19 protein-coding genes are annotated in these 19,140 nt (G+C 43.1%); 10 read left to right on the forward strand and 9 right to left on the reverse strand.

The window, feature by feature from the left end; genetic code table 11:
• Window positions 1–110: 110 nt before the first annotated feature.
• Window positions 111–317 carry a hypothetical protein gene (locus tag JMX50_RS02620; RefSeq protein WP_201628295.1) on the forward strand — a complete coding sequence of 69 codons (207 nt, stop codon included), beginning with the start codon at window positions 111–113 and terminating at the stop codon, window positions 315–317.
• 58 nt (window positions 318–375) lie between these two features.
• Window positions 376–1,170, forward strand: coding sequence for a hypothetical protein (locus JMX50_RS02625; RefSeq protein WP_201628296.1), 795 nt, complete (start codon window positions 376–378; stop codon window positions 1,168–1,170).
• Window positions 1,171–1,333: 163 nt separating this feature from the next.
• Here JMX50_RS02625 and JMX50_RS02630 read toward each other — a convergent pair whose 3' ends face one another.
• Entirely contained in the window at window positions 1,334–4,291 is a 2,958-nt protein-coding gene (locus tag JMX50_RS02630) for a valine--tRNA ligase (RefSeq protein ID WP_201628297.1), read from the reverse strand.
• Between the two features lie 120 nt (window positions 4,292–4,411).
• Window positions 4,412–4,990: a hypothetical protein gene (locus tag JMX50_RS02635; protein WP_201624666.1), complete on the reverse strand. Its 579-nt coding sequence runs from the start codon at window positions 4,988–4,990 to the stop codon at window positions 4,412–4,414.
• Window positions 4,991–5,147: 157 nt separating this feature from the next.
• On the opposite strand from JMX50_RS02635, the gene JMX50_RS02640 reads away from it, so the two are divergent.
• On the forward strand, window positions 5,148–6,269 hold the full coding sequence (locus JMX50_RS02640) for a formate/nitrite transporter family protein (RefSeq protein ID WP_201628298.1): 1,122 nt from the start codon (window positions 5,148–5,150) through the stop codon (window positions 6,267–6,269).
• Between the two features lie 274 nt (window positions 6,270–6,543).
• Here JMX50_RS02640 and JMX50_RS02645 read toward each other — a convergent pair whose 3' ends face one another.
• From JMX50_RS02645 to JMX50_RS02670, 6 genes are all read right to left on the reverse strand, one after another.
• Complete coding sequence (locus JMX50_RS02645) at window positions 6,544–7,467, reverse strand: bile acid:sodium symporter family protein (protein ID WP_201565043.1); 924 nt, start codon at window positions 7,465–7,467, stop codon at window positions 6,544–6,546.
• A 397-nt stretch (window positions 7,468–7,864) separates the two neighbouring features.
• Window positions 7,865–8,401 carry a YbjQ family protein gene (locus JMX50_RS02650; protein WP_201628299.1) on the reverse strand — a complete coding sequence of 179 codons (537 nt, stop codon included), beginning with the start codon at window positions 8,399–8,401 and terminating at the stop codon, window positions 7,865–7,867.
• A gap of 46 nt (window positions 8,402–8,447) precedes the next feature.
• Window positions 8,448–8,909, reverse strand: coding sequence for a YbjQ family protein (locus tag JMX50_RS02655; protein ID WP_201628300.1), 462 nt, complete (start codon window positions 8,907–8,909; stop codon window positions 8,448–8,450).
• Between the two features lie 195 nt (window positions 8,910–9,104).
• Window positions 9,105–9,662, reverse strand: a complete 558-nt coding sequence (locus JMX50_RS02660) for a UPF0149 family protein (RefSeq protein ID WP_201565040.1) — start codon at window positions 9,660–9,662, stop codon at window positions 9,105–9,107.
• A gap of 386 nt (window positions 9,663–10,048) precedes the next feature.
• Window positions 10,049–10,285 (reverse strand): PA3496 family putative envelope integrity protein, encoded by a 237-nt coding sequence (locus JMX50_RS02665; protein WP_045443968.1) that lies wholly within the window; start codon window positions 10,283–10,285, stop codon window positions 10,049–10,051.
• A gap of 188 nt (window positions 10,286–10,473) precedes the next feature.
• Window positions 10,474–12,030 carry a hypothetical protein gene (locus JMX50_RS02670; protein ID WP_201628301.1) on the reverse strand — a complete coding sequence of 519 codons (1,557 nt, stop codon included), beginning with the start codon at window positions 12,028–12,030 and terminating at the stop codon, window positions 10,474–10,476.
• A 437-nt stretch (window positions 12,031–12,467) separates the two neighbouring features.
• Between JMX50_RS02670 and serB the strand changes: the two genes are divergently transcribed.
• The 7 genes from serB to hemJ all read left to right on the forward strand — a co-directional run bounded on the left by serB (window position 12,468) and on the right by hemJ (window position 18,095).
• Window positions 12,468–13,655 carry a phosphoserine phosphatase SerB gene (gene serB / locus JMX50_RS02675; RefSeq protein ID WP_201628302.1) on the forward strand — a complete coding sequence of 396 codons (1,188 nt, stop codon included), beginning with the start codon at window positions 12,468–12,470 and terminating at the stop codon, window positions 13,653–13,655.
• A 151-nt stretch (window positions 13,656–13,806) separates the two neighbouring features.
• Window positions 13,807–14,817, forward strand: coding sequence for a DUF368 domain-containing protein (locus JMX50_RS02680; RefSeq protein ID WP_201628303.1), 1,011 nt, complete (start codon window positions 13,807–13,809; stop codon window positions 14,815–14,817).
• A gap of 206 nt (window positions 14,818–15,023) precedes the next feature.
• Window positions 15,024–15,077: a hypothetical protein gene (locus tag JMX50_RS13305; RefSeq protein WP_372829526.1), complete on the forward strand. Its 54-nt coding sequence runs from the start codon at window positions 15,024–15,026 to the stop codon at window positions 15,075–15,077.
• The gene (gene aciT / locus JMX50_RS13170; protein WP_413786808.1) at window positions 15,064–15,432 is read left to right on the forward strand and encodes an AciT family ciprofloxacin tolerance protein; all 369 of its coding nucleotides are present in this window, start codon (window positions 15,064–15,066) and stop codon (window positions 15,430–15,432) included. Before JMX50_RS13305 ends, aciT begins: the two co-directional genes overlap by 14 nt.
• Before the next feature lie 210 nt (window positions 15,433–15,642).
• Complete coding sequence (locus JMX50_RS02690; protein ID WP_201624673.1) at window positions 15,643–16,149, forward strand: hypothetical protein; 507 nt, start codon at window positions 15,643–15,645, stop codon at window positions 16,147–16,149.
• A gap of 231 nt (window positions 16,150–16,380) precedes the next feature.
• Window positions 16,381–17,556 (forward strand): biotin synthase BioB, encoded by a 1,176-nt coding sequence (gene bioB / locus JMX50_RS02695; RefSeq protein ID WP_201628304.1) that lies wholly within the window; start codon window positions 16,381–16,383, stop codon window positions 17,554–17,556.
• A gap of 104 nt (window positions 17,557–17,660) precedes the next feature.
• Window positions 17,661–18,095, forward strand: coding sequence for a protoporphyrinogen oxidase HemJ (gene hemJ, locus JMX50_RS02700; RefSeq protein ID WP_183620804.1), 435 nt, complete (start codon window positions 17,661–17,663; stop codon window positions 18,093–18,095).
• Between the two features lie 140 nt (window positions 18,096–18,235).
• On the opposite strand, the gene JMX50_RS02705 is transcribed toward hemJ, so the two are convergent.
• A complete protein-coding gene (locus JMX50_RS02705; protein WP_201628305.1) occupies window positions 18,236–19,075 on the reverse strand; it encodes a hypothetical protein in 840 nt (279 codons plus the stop codon).
• Window positions 19,076–19,140: the final 65 nt, after the last annotated feature.

The following is a 19,140-nucleotide window of genomic DNA, read 5'->3' on the forward strand; positions in this document are numbered from 1 at the left end:
AACATACTATTGAAACTAAGATAACTCATACCAATTTAAAGTGAAACGCTTTTAGACTGATAGGTAAGAATATATATCAAATGATTAAGGATTATTTCGGCGAATATATTATGATGGATTTTGACTTATCTGATGGTTTATCAACTAAAAAAGTCTACATACAAAACGATGGGTTATTAGCTTGCAATCCTGCATTTCAAAAGGTCTCTATAGAGAGTTGTACGGTACTTGAATATGAGTATTTCGGTTGTGTGAATAAAGAAAGCTTTATGAAAAATACAATTGCATACCACCAAATTTTTCAAAAATTAGATTAACAGATACGATTTATTCGTCGATTTCTAGATTTTATAGACAATTTTTTGAGGAGAGTAGATGACATTACTTGTAGCTTGGACTGGTGCTGACTACAAGAAAGGAGGTAATAAAATCTCCTCTCTATATCTCGCTTCAGACAGTCGTATTTCTTGGGGAAAAGCTAATGCTTATGACCATTATCAAAAAGTCTATGGCAGCAATAAGTATCCAGATTTGTTTGGTTTCTGTGGAGATGTTACGTTTCCAACACATATTTTATCACAGCTAATATCTCAGATAGATAATAATTTGCTTTTTAAAGATTGTGATAATGCAGATTTGAAACATGCAAAAGTTTTTGCAATTGTAGAGAAACAACTTTCTTTATATCCAGTTGAACAAAAGCAAAAATTCACTATATTACATGCAAGTAGACACAATGGAGAGTTTAAACTTTTTCAAATAGATTATAATAATATTTGCCGAACACAAGAAATCATTCTTTCTAATGAGTCAAAAGTAGTATTTGCCGGAGGTTCTGGAGGTTCAAGTTTTACTGACAACCTTTTAAGATGGAAAGATGATAGACATAATAATAAAGGAACAACTAGAGGGGTATATCATTGTCTAATAGAAACACTAGAAAGACTCAATGATTTTAGTGTTGGTAAGTCAATTCAGCTTATAGGGTTATACCGAATTAACAATGCACGAATAATTGGAACTACTATTAATAACCAGAGATATTTATTTGGAAAAGAAGTTGAACACAGTGAGCTTTATGATAATATTGAGTGGAGAAATGAAAAATTCGAAAGAATTAGCTCATCTGATCTAAAGTTATTGGAAGGCGCTCAAATTCAGCCTTTCTAAATGAGCGATCCCCTATCTCTCCGCCATCTTATAAATATATTATGGGGAGGTCTAGTGGCGACACTCTATCTCCAAAGTAGAGTGTTTTAGGGTATTCAACCAGCGTATATTCAATTATACGCTGGTTTTCTCTTTTATAATTAGGTTTATACCCATTGTGTCTCTACAACGCCTTCAACTCTTCCATCTGCCCCGCCATAGTCTTAATCTGCCCTTCTAGCTCAGCCAATTTTGCTTTTTCAGCATCGACCACTTCTACAGGCGCTTTACTAACAAAGCCTTCATTACCTAGCTTACGTGCGATACCTTCTGCTTGACCTTTCAACTTATCATATGACTTGCCCAAACGAGCGAGTTCAGCAGTTGGATCGATAAGACCTTTCATTGGCACAAGCACGCGTAGCTGACCAACCATACTTGATGACGATAATGGCACTTCATCACCTTCTTTTAGTATCTCTAGGCTCTCGACTTTGGCAAGCGCTTTAAACTGGTTTTTGATACGTGATAGGCGCGCATCTTCATCAGCAGAGATATTTTGCAGTAGGACTGGCAAGCGTACCGCATTACCGAGTTTCATCTCACCGCGAATATTACGCACGCTGGCGATAAGCTCCTGTAGCCACGCCATATCGGCTTCGACTTGCTCACTGATTTGGGCAGTATCGGTTTGTGGATAGTCAGCAACGACAATGCTATCGGTCTCTTTACGATTCAATAGCGGCGCAACCGTCTGCCAGATTTGCTCGGTCAGATACGGCATGATTGGATGGCTAAAGCGTAGCGCGGTCTCGAGCACGTGCAGCAATACATAGCGGATTTGCGCTTTACGCTCGCTTGATACCGAGTCATCATTGAGGCTGGCTTTGGCAAGCTCAACATACCAGTCACAGTATTCATTCCAGATAAACTCATAAATATCATGGCTGACCATATCGAGGCGATACTGAGCAAAATGCTGATGGATATTACTAATCGTCGAGTTTAGACGACTCATGATCCACTTTTCTGGTAATTCCCAAACCTCAGGATTCGCCGCTTGGTCAATCGCTTGGGCATTGCCTTCTTTATCCACACAATTCATCAGTACAAAGCGGCTGGCGTTCCAGATTTTATTACAGAAGTTACGATAGCCCTCGACACGCTTTAGATCAAAGTTGATATCGCGACCGGTACTGGCAAGGGAGGTAAAGGTGAAGCGCAGCGCATCGGTACCGTAGGCTGGGATACCTTCTGGGAACTCTTTACGCGTTTGCTTTTCAATTTTGGCCGCATCTTTTGGATTCATCATATTGCTGGTGCGTTTTTCAACCAGCGTTTCCAGATCAATACCATCGATCAAATCAATCGGATCTAAGACGTTACCTTTAGATTTAGACATCTTTTGACCATTGCCATCACGTACCAAACCATGCACATAAACGGTCTTAAACGGTACTTGCGGCGTGCCATCTTCGTTTTTGACAAAGTGCATGGTCATCATGATCATGCGTGCAACCCAAAAGAAGATAATGTCAAAACCGGTGACCAACACGCTGGTCGGGTGAAAGGTTTTAAGCACGCGTGGATCGGCGTTAGGGTCTGCCCAATCAAGCGTACTAAACGTCCATAAACCCGAGCTAAACCAGGTATCAAGCACGTCATCGTCTTGGCGCAATTTGACGTCGTCGCTTAGATTGTACTTAGTGCGTACTTCCGCTTCATCACGGGCAACATAAATCTCACCTGTCGCGTCGTCATACCACGCAGGGATACGATGTCCCCACCATAGCTGACGGCTGATACACCAGTCCTGCAAGTCGGTCATCCACGACATATACATGTTTTTATATTGCGCAGGGACGAATTCAATACGACCATCTTCTACGGCATCAATCGCAGGCTTGGCAAGCTTACTGACGGCAACATACCATTGATCGGTCAACCACGGCTCAACGATCGTACCGCCACGCTCAGCACGCGGGGCTTTGAGCGCGTAGTCTTCGATATCTTCTAGCCAGCCTTGCTCGCCCGCTTGCTCAACAAGGAATTTACGCGCCGCGAAACGCTCAAGCCCTGCATACTCACTCGGCGTGGTCTCTAATGTTGGCTCACGTGTTTGCAGATCAGGATAAACTTCCATCGCTGGCAAAATGTTGGCGCGCTCATCAAGGATATTAATCAATGGCAAGTTATGACGACGACCGAGTTCATAGTCATTAAAGTCATGGGCTGGGGTAATTTTTACACAGCCGGTACCAAATTCGATATCAACATAATCATCGGCAACGATAGGCACGATGCGACCAGTAATCGGCAAGGTAATGGTTTTGCCAATCAAATGCGCGTAACGCTCGTCCTTTGGATTAACCGCAACGGCGGTATCACCCAGTAAGGTTTCAGGGCGCGTGGTGGCGACGACCAGATAGTTTTTGCCATTTTGGGTTTGCAATTCTTTATCAGTGAAATGATAGCGGAAATGCCACAGGCTACCTTTCTCATCGACGTTTTCTACTTCCAAATCCGATAACGCCGTTTGGAACTTAGGATCCCAGTTGACCAAACGCTTACCACGATAAATCAAACCATCGTCAAACAGACGCACGAACACTTCTTTAACCGCATTAGACAGGCCATCATCCATGGTAAAGCGCTCACGCGACCAATCGACCGAGCTGCCAAGCCGACGAATCTGACGGGTGATATTGTCGCCCGACTCTTCTTTCCATTCCCACACTTTATCGATAAAGTCTTCACGCGTCATATCACGGCGCTTAATACCTTGCGCTTCCAAACGGCGCTCAACGACCATTTGGGTAGCAATACCTGCATGGTCGGTGCCCGGTTGCCATAGCGTATTATCACCATCCATACGATGATAACGGGTCAGCGCATCCATAATGGCATTATTAAAGCCATGACCCATATGCAGTGAACCGGTGACGTTCGGTGGCGGCAAGGCGATAGAGAACGACTCGTCTTTATCAAAGCTTGGCTTAAAATAACCACTGTCTTCCCAGCCTTGATACATGCCCGCTTCGACATCGCTTGGATTGTAGGCGTTCTCTAATTGACTTAAGGCGGCTTGAATAGATTCGGTCAGGTTGCTCTTGGTATTTTCAGGGGTATTAGGAGTACTCATAATAGAATGGTCTTTTATTAAAAATGAATGTGGTCAAACAAAGTTATCGAAAAATAGGGAAAATAATTAATAGAGTGATTTTAACGCAGATGGGCAGATTTTGTTAGATGCTAAGGTAATTTAGGCGTATAGCGCTTTGAAAATAGACTCTATCTTTGGATGATTATCTGTCATCCACTGATGACAAAGCTGAAAAAACTGATATTGCATTCGATATAACGTTACGGGATCATTATAGCCATGCGTGATGTATCCCATGTAGAAATTGTCGCCAGCATCCTCTATATAATAAAGCAAATCCTTGAACTTACTTATCTCTTTTAAATGACTATCATTGTTGAAGAACTCATCAAATTTATAATAAAATCCTACTGCCTCATTAGCAAAAACATAGTGATTGTTTGGTGCTATCGCATAATTGTTCATGAGCCTGTAAGTATAAATCCACTTAGATTGCTCTGTATCAATGTCTGGAAAACCTAAACTAGAAAGTGCTCTTTGGAACGATTCTTTATTGCCTCTTGGATATATAGGGTCATCGTCAATTATCGATAACATCGCATCATCATAATATCCATTATCGAGTAAGTAATGAGTGTATTCGACAATTTGATTATCGGATAATAAATCAAGCTTTAGAAGACTAGCCGTCACTGCCCTCTCGATTTGCCAAGAACTATATTTGGATAGTATCCGCATAACCTCTCACCACTACATTAAAAGAATAGATTTGACTAAGAATCAGGATAAAGAATTAATAACAGCAATTAGCTGAATACTAAACATAATAGATTATCGTCCTACTATAGAATAGACAATATACTAAAATCATGATCTTATAAACAGCGAGCCGACCGTGTCCCAAGAGACTGAGCACACCTATAGCAATAGCAGCCATTCTAAAGCTGACAACATAGATGATAAGCGCTTGATTGATGAGAGCGCTAATCATCTATCTAGTGCTAAAAATAAAGACGTTAGCAAACAGAACGTTAAAAAGCAGAACGCTGAAGATAAAAATGCGGATGTGCCAGACGACACCGATGCAACAGAAAATTTAGAATATGAGGATTTTTCTGAGGATATTAGCAAAGAAGACCAAGAAACCATCAAAAAATTCGCCAACGATGACAATTTAAGTCAAGCAAAAAGCTATGCCAGTATCTTAGTTGAGCAAGTGATGGATGCCAGAGAAACCTTTGAGCGCTCGCTTGGCTCGCTATTTACCAGTGCTTTTACTGCTGGCCTTGAAATTGGCATCAGCTTCTTTATGATTTTATCGGCTTTTGCGCTTTTGAGTGGCGTGCTACCGAGCCATTATGCCGTGGTACTCGCCTCCCTACTTTACCCGATTGGCTTTATTATCGTCGTCATTGGTCAATCATTATTATTTACCGAACAAACCTCACTCTTAAGCCTACCCGTCCTCAATAAAATCGAACCGCTCAATAAGCTGCTACGCCTGTGGGGCATCGTCATCGCCGGTAACGTCGTTGGTGGCTGTTTATTTGCGGCGTTGATGATAGGTTTGGGTTTAAACATGCAGCTGTTTAGCGTCAGCGACATTGATACTTATGCCGAGCATATCTTAGGGTTTAGATGGTGGGTGATATTCGGCAGCGCCATCTTGGCAGGCTGGATGATGGGCGTCACCGCGTGGCTTGTGACCTCAGCGCGCGATACCCTCAGCCGCATCGTCTTGGTGACGCTTATTACTGGCAGTATCGGCTTTTTGGGTTTGCATCATAGTATCGTGGGTAATATCGAAATATTTTCAGCCTTGCTCTATGGCAATACCGTCAGCTTAGGGCGTTATTTGCTATTTTTAGCCGTGGTGTTGATAGGCAATACCGTTGGCGGCGTGGTGTTTGTCGCGATACTTAAAAACCGTACCTTCCTATTTGAATTAGCCAAAGTAAAGGAAGAAACAGCTAAGGATAAGTTAGAGGCAAAAAACAATATCCGTGGACCTTACTAGAGATAATCAGCACCGTATTTTTAAATCTAACGCTAAAACTCCATAACCGACGTTAACTATAATAATTCCATTTAAAAATAGTACAGGGCTGCTGGGATAAATTTTACGCCGCATCGAGAGTGCAAAGCACACAGCAAGCAAGGAAAATTTATCCCGGCAGCCCGTTATAACATTTGTACTTATTTTATTTAGCACTGACTATATCGAAAACGGTTATGCAGCTTTATAACTAAAAAATTATGCCTGAATAATTATACAAATAACGCATCCCTACTTACAGCATACGCGCTGCCAACACACTACTTTCTATCTCAGACTTTCTCAGCTTATTGTGCCGAGCGCTAAATATACGCACCAAAATCCCTGCCGTTAGGAACATTACCAAGGTATAAATGGCGGGCATCATCGACATATCGTAGTTAGATAATAGCGTTAATGCCATAAATATCGATAACGTACTGTTTTGTAGACCGACTTCTAGCGTCACCGAAGTTCTTTGCGCTAAGTTAAGACCGAACCATTTGCTACTATAATAACCGAGCGCCATGGTTGAGACGTTTAATAATACCGATACAGGGCCGGTCGCGATAAAGGCATCGACAATGATATCGCGTTGCACATAACCTAAAAACAGCACTAAAAACGTTAAAAATATCACCCCAAATCGAGACACATAGACTTGTGAGCGATCGGCAACTTTTGGGGCGTAGCGTTTAATCAGCATTCCGATACTAATAGGCACAATCGTCAGCACCACCAAGGTAAGCACGGTTTTTACTACCGGTAATTCAAACTCACTACCGCTGCCCATAAAATAAATCAATGAAAAACTCAGCACAATGGGAATGGTAAATACGGTAATAACGCTGGCAATCGCTGTCATCGTCACCGACAGCGCCACATCACCTTTAGCCAAATAGGTAAATAAGTTTGAGGTAGTGCCGCCCGGACACAGAACGAGGAGCATAACCCCGACGGCGTATTCTGGGCGTAATGGCATGATATTAGCTAGGGCAAAGCCAATGATTGGCAACAGTATCAGCTGATTGGTCAAGCCAATGCCGACAGCTTTTGGGTATTTTAATACCCGTTTAAAATCATTGGTAATCAGGGTCAAACCCATACCCATCATGATTAAAAACAAGCAAACAGGAATAACAACGGTATTTACTAAGGTGACTAAAGCCAGACTTTCCATAACTACATCCCTGTAGATAAGACCTATTGCTAGGTCAATTTATAATGATTAAATGATGCCTGATTAGCAATCCTTGCTAATGCTTATAGATAACGGACATCACCCGTTTTAAACAATACTTATTTTGAACGATTTTTTATAGCATCTTTCATAGCATGTTATTGCTAACTATCAACAATAATTAAGAATTAATAAAGGGAGTATATAGGGCAAAAGTTAGGTTTAGCTGTTTTATTCAACGACTCACCAGTCAAATACGGCATATCGTGACTAAGTAAAAATAAAAAGGATTTTGACGAGATTAAATGAGAGGGTTTACCGTGAGCTTTCAGATAATTTGGATTCTGATAATTAGCGCTAAATACTTTTAGTTAAATAGCTATGACGGTATAAGAAGTTATATTTTGGAAATATTGATGGAGGTTTTGGTCGGCATAGTGATGGAAGCGTCAGTAGACGCTTTAGTAGAATTCTCAGTACTAAGCACTGCCGTACCATAGGCAATGGCTTCGACCATGCTGCCCAACTGATTGATATTACTCACTTCAAGACGTAAACCATAGATATGGTTATAACCTTGCGCCTGCGCTTGAGTGCGCATACGTACCAATGCTTCACGGCGAGCGCGGTCAAGCAAGGTTTCATAAGTGGTCAGATTTTTGCCAAAGATACTTAAGATGCGCGCTATGACCATTTTAAAATAATCTTGTGCAATCACCACGCTGCCCATGACCAGCTGACCCTCAGTATCCGCAGCAAGTTTTGGCACATAAAAGCGCTCACTTGAGACGATAATATGACTGAGTTCTTGCTCTGCGACTCTTAATTGCGCCAAATGCTGACGCTCATGCCGCGCCCCAAAAAACCAGCCCAGCACAAACAGAACGATAAGCGGCGCGTAGTTCATCAGCATTTGGGTAAGAGAGTTATTCATGGGACGTCTCGTGTCATCAAAAAGCGTTGCCGCTTTTTATGGTTTATTAACCAAAAGGGTTGAAACGTGGCAAATCATCAGCAGCGGTGCTTGGCGACTGAGGCGCTGCTTGGCTGTGACTCTGATCGTTATTGTGATTATTGAAATCCGTATGACCAGAGGGATTGCTCGGTGGTTGCTGAGACAGCGGGACGGCTTTGACCGCTGTACCATAAACAAACAGCTCTGATGCACCTTGGGCAATGCTCGAGGTCGAAAAACGCAGGCCCACGACCGCATCAGCGCCCAAAGCTTCTGCCTTAACCACCATACGATCGATCGCTTCTTGACGTGATTCTTCTAACAGCTCGGTATAAGCCGTCAACTCACCGCCGACGATGTTTTTCAGCCCAGCAAATAAGTCTTTACCAACATGCTTTGAGCGCACGGTACTGCCATATACGACATCTAAGCGTTCGGTAATCTGATAGTTGGGTAAGTGCTCAAGATTGGAGAGTTGCACAGTCATAGTACAGCCTTATCGGTGACTTATAGGGAGTTCAAAGAATATTTAAGGATTCAGCAAATAGTAAGGAAGAATGCTTATCGACAGCATTTATTTGTAGGCAGCGTTTATTGGGATAATGATATCCATTAACGCTGCCTATCTGTTTCTTTATTTAGCTATCTGTTCGTTCGTCTGTCTATTTATATACAAACGGCTCTAGTCGTTGGTATGAAACAATAAAAACAGTTCAGTCAAATTACCTTCGATACTATTGGCCATTTGCGCCATTTTATCTTCATCGGCACGCATTTGCGCGAGCTCAGGATCTTCATCATCAATGCCACTGAGTACAATCATCGGCAAGGTTAATACCGCCACATCTTCTGCAGTTTCTTCATCTTCAAACCAATCACTGGCTTCATCGCCATACATCGCATCAACAAAGCCAATCGACCAAGCTACGATATCTGACTCGTCTGAAAAATCGACCGCCACTTCTTCGTTACCGGCATCTTCACCAAACGGTAACTCAATCGGCGTCTCGTTTTTTAGTTCCGCCATAATCGATTCGCGCCAGCGCTGGATACCGTCGATAACATTTTCTGGAATTTCACTGACATGACCTTCAAACAATGCTTCTATCCAATTTGGCAACGGACGGCCAATGACAGTCGCGGTCAAAAAACCATGGGTGGCAACACTATCGAGCACAAACGCGCTTTCTTCATTGTCCAAATAGTCTAATAATTCATCGAAACTGAGTGGGTTATTCATAGTGTGATAGTCCTTGGAGGATAGATTACGTCAGGCGCAATAAATAAGTTATGAAATACAAGAAATATAAAAGGCGGGAAAGCTAAAAAGCAATGTAGACAACAACAAAAACTGTCTGAACGCATAAAACCTGTCCAAAGCACTTTTATAAAACATGTCTATTGAAGAGCGCTGATTGCCGCGTTATTTTTAATAACCCAATAGCATTATTGAGCAATATTATTAAAAAAACTTAACAACCAGCTTAGCACAATGCATTCGACAGCAGGATTTTAAGCTTGTCAATCGGTTTAATCAGTTAACAACTTTCGGCTAAAAATCACGGAGCCAAGCCATTTTCCTTATCCGTTAAACGGCAGCTGCAACCCGATAATGGGCATGACAATTTAGAGATCGTCATCATCCCAGTCATCACCATCTTCATCAAAATTATCGATATCATCAAGATCGTCTTTTAGCTCTTTGGCCAAACGTTTTTCTTCTAGCAAATTATCGATCAAACGGCGTTTCTCTAGGCTGCTTAAGCGTGTACGCACACTTGTTTCGGCCTCTTCCACCATCTTTGCATCATCATCATCTACAAAATCATCATCAAAATCGTCATCAATATCAGCGTCACTCATGACAAACTCCTATCATTTTTCGGCAAGGGTATTAAAAATACATGAATATATATATGCCTTATAAAGTCTCTATTGAGTGTTGTCAATCCTTTTTATCACTATCATAGCATCACGTACAAAGTTAAAGCCTGCGCAAACGCTTATCGCACAGGCAATTGTAGAGGCTCACCTGTATCTAACGCTACGATTTACTCTTGCTCTTCTGTCTCTTCAATCATTAATACTGCATTGCGCACATCGGCCAAACGCTGAATCATGGCATCATTGCCGCCATCAAATATCGCGCATTCGCGCTCATAAACAGTGGTGGGACGCATGATGCTTTGTACTTGTACATGATGGCTGATTTGTTTAAGACCAGCATTGGGTAGCAAAATAAGCATTTGCTCTTTTTTACCCACGCTATCTAACAGATGGCTCATTGCCTCGACTTGCGCATTATCGCTCACCCCCGCTTTTGCTGGTAAGGCAAAACGTGATAGCTCGACATGCTTATCATGAATGATTTTATTCAGCATCAAATACAGTTTGCCAAGCATCACACCTGCCAACGCGACTTTGGCGTGGCTGTTATTTGCTTTTAGCATCACATAAGCGCCGCTTTCATCAAAGTGTGGTTCATTGAGCGCGCTCACCCCAAGTAGCAGAGGCTGCTTAAGTAGCTCAGTCACTGCTTGGTTCAATAATTGGGTACATAACGCCAAATAAGGCAGCCGCTGCGATGGCGCTAGGCGCTCAAGCATGTTGAACTCATCGTGAAAGACAATCTGAACGCTAACACTATCGAATGGGCGGGTAGCCGACAAGCGCGCAGCACTAGCAGATTTATGGCTACTGCCATTCTCATGACTAGCCGCTATTTCGTCTTGTGTGCTGTCCGTATTATTACTGCCCGCACTATTTACCGTATAGTTTTCAGCGTCATTGCCATTATTGCCCTCATTACCATTATTATTGGCATCAGTGTTCAGCGCGGTGTCCTGACCTTGTTGCCCTCTGACATACTGATTTACCGCACTATGAATGTTTAATTTTCGAGTATGCGGTTTTTTGCTACTGGCATCGTGAGCGGTTTCTTTAATCGCGCTATCGAAACCAGTTGGGTTAGAGGCAGATCCAAGGTTAAGGTTAAGCTCACTGTCTGATTCGCTTTCACGATTAAGGTTGCGCTCATAACCGCGCTCAAATTCACGTTGATCAAGTTGTCGATACTGCTCGCGATGCAAGTCTTGAATATCACGGCTTAGCGCATTGATTTGCTCTCTACTTGGACGCGCAATATAACCATATATCAGCCATAGCAATAAATGCAGCAACATCGAGCCAATGACAAACGGCCATTGCATGGCGATAATCTCACCCTTGCTAATATCTTTTAGCGTCAAGGCCACACTACCGATGACCGCATCGCCTTTGGTGGCGATTTGGCTAATGGTATCACCCTGCTGCATCGGCGCATTCCCGACCGGCACCAAGACATCGCCATTATTGTCTTTAATCAGTATGCGGGTCACGTCCTGCTCACTGGTATAGCGATTGGCTATGACGCTGAGGCTGACGCGGTCTTTATTTTCTAAAGACAAGCGCGCCTCATCAATAAGCTGGGCGACCATTTGCTCGCCCTTTTGGGCACGGCTATTGCTCAGCTGCTGATCGGTACTGATGACCAATAATAGGGTCTGCAAACAAAAACTAACCAGAAGAATAATGGCAAACAACCCTTGCCGCGGCGCTAAATACGTCATGATATGTTAAACTTTTTTGGATAAATGGAATTAAAAAACGAGGCTATGGCTCATTTTCTGGAAGAGTATGCAGCTATCTTTTTTATATTTACTTTGGCTCAATTTACTACCGCAGCTACTCGCTAAATAATATTTAATCAAATGTCATTTACGAGACCTGACTATCGTACATGAGATTTGTTGTGCAAGTATGTTTGGCGCACGCGCACATCGACAAATCCCCGTTTATTTTCTCTACTATATCACCATACTAATGGTGATGGCGTCAGCTAATATCATAAATTTATTGTAAGAATTTTCTTTTATTCAACGGCGATTTTTGCTCATACCAAGCATTTTTATCGGACTGTGAGACTTTATACCTCATCTATAGGCGCTGCCCAGTAAAACTGTTATTATTCCTAATCTTATATCAGCATACAAGGGACAATTGAGCGATGCAAAAAAATACATCTTACTCGTTACCAAAAGACAGCAAAGCATGGCAACAAGCCGTCGATTCTGTAGCGTCATTATTGCCTGCGGGTACTAATCTGCATGATTTTGATGCGCTGCAATCCTTGCCTATTTTTGCGTTGATTGTGGTATTGCCTACGCATGTATCTTCGCTCGATATCCATCAATATGTGCAATCATGGGTGGATGAGCAGCCAAACTGGCATTTGGTGACCGTAGCAGAAGATGCCGACGCCAATTTTGTCGATGTTGAGATTGCTGATATAGACACTACGCAGCCATTTGCCAAGCACTCGTTTATTGATGTGCAAGTGTTCCGCTATTTGCTGGTGCCAGTCACCGATACGCTGATGCACCCTGCTAAAAAGACAGCAGCAGCGTACATTATCGATGACCAATTGACCACGCGTCTACGTCATGACTTAGCCGAAGACTATAAAAACTCGCAAAGTGCAATCGCGGGCGAGCATTTAAATGTTGTCGATTGTCATATCTTATCGCTCGGTCATATGTTACGTACCCATAAGCTTGCCTGTTTCGATATGGACTCTACGTTGATTGAGCAAGAAGTCATCGTTGAGCTGGCAAAAACCGCTGGTATCGGTGAGCAAGTCGAAACCATTACCGAAGCGGCGATGCGCGGTGAGATGGATTTTGACGAATCTTTTGCTCAGCGCGTGGCCTTATTAAAAGGTATTCCAACCAGCGTGCTCGATGATATATGCGGCCGTTTGACCTTGTCGACAGGTGCGCGCACGACTATCAGTGCGCTTAAAGCCTTGGGGTATCATACGGTCTTAGTGTCAGGCGGCTTTACCTATTTTGCCCGCTATATCGCTGAGCAGCTGGGCATCGATGAAGTACATGCCAATGCGCTGGATATCGAAGATGGCGAAGTCACCGGTCATGTGCAACTGCCGATTATTAATGGCGCGAAAAAAGCGGCGATTGCTGAACATACCGCTGAGCGCTTAGGCATTGATATGTCGCAAGTAGTCTGCGTCGGTGATGGGGCCAATGATTTACCAATGATGGCACTGGCAGATTTGGGTGTGGCGTTTAATGCCAAGCCCATCGTCCAAGCGCGAGCAGACGCTGCGGTCAATGTTACAGGGCTTGAAGGCGTGCTTTATGCGCTTGGCTATCCAGCCTTTGTACGTACAAAATAACGCTTAACTATTCTAAAAATAAGCTAGGTTAAGGATTTGTCTTTGACCTAGCTTTTATGATTGAAAACTTTATGTTAAAGCCTTTATATATCTATATCTCTTTTGCCCTATTCATCTCACTTTTATCTTGTTAAATAAGAAAGGAATGTCCATGACGGCATCACAATCACCGCGGCCAGATGCGCCGTCATCTTCCACTCATTTAGATAATGAGCATTTAATTAAAGAAAGCTCGCCTATTTATCACGACAATCCAAAGCAGCTATTAGGTGTCTACGTCAAAGGTATTGCGATGGGTGCAGCGGACATTGTACCCGGTGTTTCTGGCGGTACCATTGCCTTGATTGCGGGGATTTATGAGCGCTTAATTAATGCCTTAAGTAGCGTCGGTCCCAATCTATGGCAGATATTTCGCCAACAAGGCGGGCTTAAAGGTTTCATTGCAGTATGGCGACAGGTCGATGCTACTTTTTTAGTGTGCTTATTACTTGGTATCGCCACCAGTTTTGCCACCTTAGCCGGACTCATTAAGCATTTATTGGACAATCAGCCTTTACTGATTTGGTCGTTCTTTTTTGGCCTAGTAGTCGCCACTGTCTTTATCTTATTAACTGAGATTACGCGCTGGAATATAGGACGGCTCGCATTATTTTTGCTGGGGGCTGGTAGCGCGGTCGTCATCAGTAGCTTGCCGTTATTGACCACGGCACCAAGCTTACCTTATTTATTCCTTGCGGGCGCGATTGCCATTTGTGCGATGATATTACCCGGTATCTCAGGGTCTTTTATCCTATTGTTAATGGGCGCCTATGATTCGGTACTCGAAGCGGTGCATACGCTAAACTTTAGTATTATTTTTACCGTCATTGCCGGTATGGCAACGGGGTTATTATTATTTACCCGTATGCTCAAATGGCTGCTATCACGCTACTATCAAGCAACCCTTGCCTTGCTGACAGGCTTTATCGCCGGCTCACTGGTAAAAGTATGGCCATGGAAAACCGATGCGCTCGGTACATTAAATAGCGATGCCATCAACAATGTCATGCCATGGCAGTATCCTACGGGTGCTCATTGGCTAACTACGTTAGGCTTGATGCTGTTAGGAGCCGTGTTGGTAACCGCTCTATCATGGTGGGGGCGCCGCGGCGTTCGTCCTTAAAGTTAAATAGACCTCAAAAAACACTTTGATTCCAAAAAAGCGCCCATGATTGTGGCGCTTTTTTGTTGGTAACAATGGCAGAATTTGCACAGTATTTCCTTAATATCATTTAAAAAATCAAACGTCAGCTGTTGTCGCAAAGTCGTCGCTAGCCTCTTTAGCTTTAGGTCACAAACTTCCATAATGACCGTGTTGGAATTCACCTGATGAAGAGCGAGATGAACAATGTTATTAACAATATTTTCTATTTTTGCCAGTGAAACATGGGGCGCTGGCGCCATACTAGGTACTGGTCTGCTGCTAGGCTTGCTACTGGCGCTTGCCTTATCGTCGCAGCGTTGGTTGCTATGGTATCTGTTCGGTGGCATGGCCTATTGGTTGGCGGTTGAAGCCATTCATAGTTTATTAAGCTATTGGTTGGTGTTGTCAGAATGGCACAATTATGTGGTTGCTATGGGTATCAGCTGGCTACCTTTGGTTGCTTGGGTACTTTATAGAGCATTGCGTTACGAAGACGTCAGTCGCACTGTCCATGAGCAACGTGAGCTGCAAGCCGCCCGCTATATTGAACATACGCCCGTCTATGATGATGACTATCAACCGCGCTTTCAGTAATTCGGTCATTCAGTAATTCAGTCATTCACTAAGTTTGCCCAATCATACTGCCGTCATCGAATGTTACAAGATACTTAAGGCTCTCTACGTAACTCCTAAAGAATTGAAACCTATCATTCGTTCAATCGTTTATAATCTAATTATATATTTGTCGCAAAAATTGTTATAAAGTACGCATTATTTTGCGTCTCATTCTTTAGGAGTTCGATTATGTTTACTGTTCCTGTATTAGATATTAAGTCTGATCCATTAGATGTTTTATTGGCGGTGATTGGTTACCGTTTATCGATGTTGGCTGATAGCGATAACGAAGACGTCAAAGCGCTGTTTGCTGACCGTAAAGTAACCATCGAGCTTGCTAGCACTGAAGCTGATGTGGCGCGTTATTATAGCTTTGATAATGGTACATTTAGCCAACATAGTGGTCATGCTAAAGCAGCCGATTTGACGATTAACTTCAAAGACTCAATGACCGGCGTTAAGCTGTTGACCAAAGGCAGTCTTCCTGCGTTTATGACCGCTGTGCAAGAAGGCAACTTAAGCATCGAGGGCGATTATAGCCTAATGATGTGGTTCAACAAGCTTGCCAAACACATCGTGCCAGCCGTTCCAGAACAGTGCAAACCTTACATCCAACAAGCCAAACCTTATGCTTATAAAGCCCAAAAATTTGCCAACCATTGGCTCGGCGTTGCTAAGCACAAGTTGGGTAAATAATTGCGTCACCTAATTAAGTAGCTGACCAACCTCTAACGAGCTACTTAGCACTATTCTGATTTTCTAAAAAGGTTGCGGTATACTATACGGCAACCTTTTTTATTGCCTAGATTTTATCGTTTTAACTTTAGCAAGGGCAAAAAATTCAAGGTTACTCAATTCTTCTTAATTTAACTAATAGTTATTAATTTATCTAACACTTCTAAATACCGTTATAAAAGGATTTATCTCATGGCAGGATTGCTTAACATCTCAGAACCGAATGCCAATAACCATAATCATAACCACACTGATACAACACTTAATAATAAAAACGCGTCCCATGATTTTCTAGCGACATTAGCAACAGACGCGACTAATACCAAGCAACAAGCAGCCAGTAAACACAGCCGTGAACAGATTGCTCAGCTGTTTGACTTGCCTTTGATGGATTTATTACTGCAAGCACAGACGATACACCGCCAACACTTTACCGCCAATGAAGTACAAATCAGCACCTTGCTATCTATCAAGACCGGTAACTGTCCAGAAGATTGCGGTTATTGCTCCCAGTCTGGTCATCACCGCGATACCACTAAGTTACAAGCGGAAAAACGTATCGAGGTCGATAAGGTCATCGCCGCCGCTAAGCGCGCCAAAGCCACAGGCTCATCGCGTTTTTGTATGGGTGCAGCGTGGAAGCACCCAAGCGCCAAAGACATGCCTTATGTGGTCGAGCTGGTCAAAGAAGTCAAAGCATTGGGGCTTGAAACCTGTATGACCCTTGGCATGCTAGATACGGATCAAGCAGCACAATTGGCAGATGCGGGTTTAGATTATTACAATCATAATCTCGATACCTCAAGAAGTTACTACGAGCAAGTAGTCAGTACCCGCAGCTATGATGAGCGTCTAGATACCATTGCAAACGTACGCAATTCAGGTATTAACGTTTGTAGCGGCAACATCGTCGGTATGGGCGAAAGCCGTGATGACCGCATCGATTGGGTCCATGAGCTGCTTAAAATGCCAAAAGCACCCGAGTCTATTCCGGTCAATCTATTGGTTCCTATTCAAGGTACACCGATCGGTGATAAGGTTTTAGCAGAAGGTCAGCTGCCCGTCCTTGAATGGATACGGACGATTGCCGTGACACGTATTTGCTGTCCAAGCAGCTACGTACGCTTATCTGCTGGACGCGAAAGTTTATCTGACTCCGAGCAAGCATTGGCATTTATGGCAGGGGCAAATTCATTCTTTTATGGTGATAAGCTACTGACCACGGGCAATGCCAGCCAGTCAGGTGACGATAGATTGATGCGCGAGCTTGGGTTAACCAAGCAATTTGCCGCACCACGAGCGCCAAAGCAAGTACCGGTGCTTGACGCCATGAGTGGTCATCAGTCGCAAGTTGTCTTAGCAGAGTAAATGCCATGCGTGCCGCTACCATTATCGCGTAATCTGCGCTAAGCTTGCCGACATTATTAATCAAGAAATTGTGCATAAGATATCAAATCTTAAGAGAGAATATGATGGCAGATTATTTCAATTGGATTAAAGCGGCACACATTATCTCTATGGTGTGCTGGTTTGCGGCGATATTTTATTTGCCGCGCCTATTCGTTTATCATGCGATGAGCGATGATAGCATCAGCCACGAGCGCTTTGCCATTATGGAGCGCAAGCTCTATCGCGGTATCATGACACCATCGATGATAGCCACCTGGTTGTTTGGTTTATGGATGTTGGGCATGGGCTGGGATGTTTATAAAACCCAAGGCTGGCTACACGTAAAATTATTATTAGTGGTACTGCTATCTGGTTATCATGGGGCTTGCGGATTTTATCGTAAAAAGCTCATTGATAATCCGCATTATAAATCGCATAAATTTTGGCGCTGGTTTAATGAGGTGCCAGTATTTGCATTAATCTTTATCGTAATTTTAGTGGTGGTAAAGCCCTTTTAAAAACAGCTAACAATAAAGCTTATTTACCTTATAAGCATTTTTATCTTGAGTCTAAAATCCATAAAAAAGCGTCCGTTACTCTAATAAGTGACGGACGCTTTTTTTATCTCTCAAGTAAGCTGAATAAATACCCTTAAAAATCAAACGTTTGGTCGCATGATTTGATAGACATTGCTTAAATCATAGACACGGTAGCGCGCAGGCTCACGGCGATTTTCACCGGCATAGCTCAGTATCAAGGCTTGCTTGGCGCGCTCATCGACCCAGCCAACAAACAGTCCGCTATGCTCGACGCCATTGTAGCCGTGGTTTATATAATAGAGCCAATCACCGACTTCAATATCCTTGCTACTGGCATAAGGACCTTGACCGTAAGTGCCTTTATGGATGGTATCGCGGCTCACCCCTGCTCGATTAAACACCGCATTGAGATAGTCCCAGCAGCCACCTTTAATAATCGTCCGCTCATTTAACGCCATCTTGCGCGCAGTGCTAATCACTTCGCGCGCCGCCCGACTGCTTTGGGTTTCAGCATTGCTTAGCAGCGGTAAATATTCGCTATCGACATTATCATAATTGCCGGATAAAAATGCGGGCAGAACAGATGGTGCTTGACGTTGTACTTCTGGATAACGGTCATTGCTTTGGGCATTACCGATGTAAGCATTTTGATTAGAATAGGAGTTATTAGAGTAGTTGTTATTAGAAGAGCTATTACTAGAATAGCTTGGTTGGCCGTTGCTCGAATTCGAGCGATAGCTAGTGGCATTGCCAGCACGTTGAATGGTAGAGCGTGTGCTAATTTTGGCCGAAGGAACCGCTGAATACGTTGGGGTATAACGGGCGCTATAATCAGGTTGGACAGATTTTTGCGCAATCAAGGCGCTCATACTATCGGCATGAACCTGACCGGCCGCAGCAAAGGTAAATAATAAGGCACTGCACGACGTTGTGATTGACCAAAGGGACAAACGCGACATGACTAACTCCTTGTCAACATATTATTGATTAGCCGACTCAATTTAATATTAATAAACGGCTATCA

This window comes from Psychrobacter maritimus (genome assembly GCF_904846345.1).
Lineage (GTDB): Bacteria > Pseudomonadota > Gammaproteobacteria > Pseudomonadales > Moraxellaceae > Psychrobacter > Psychrobacter maritimus.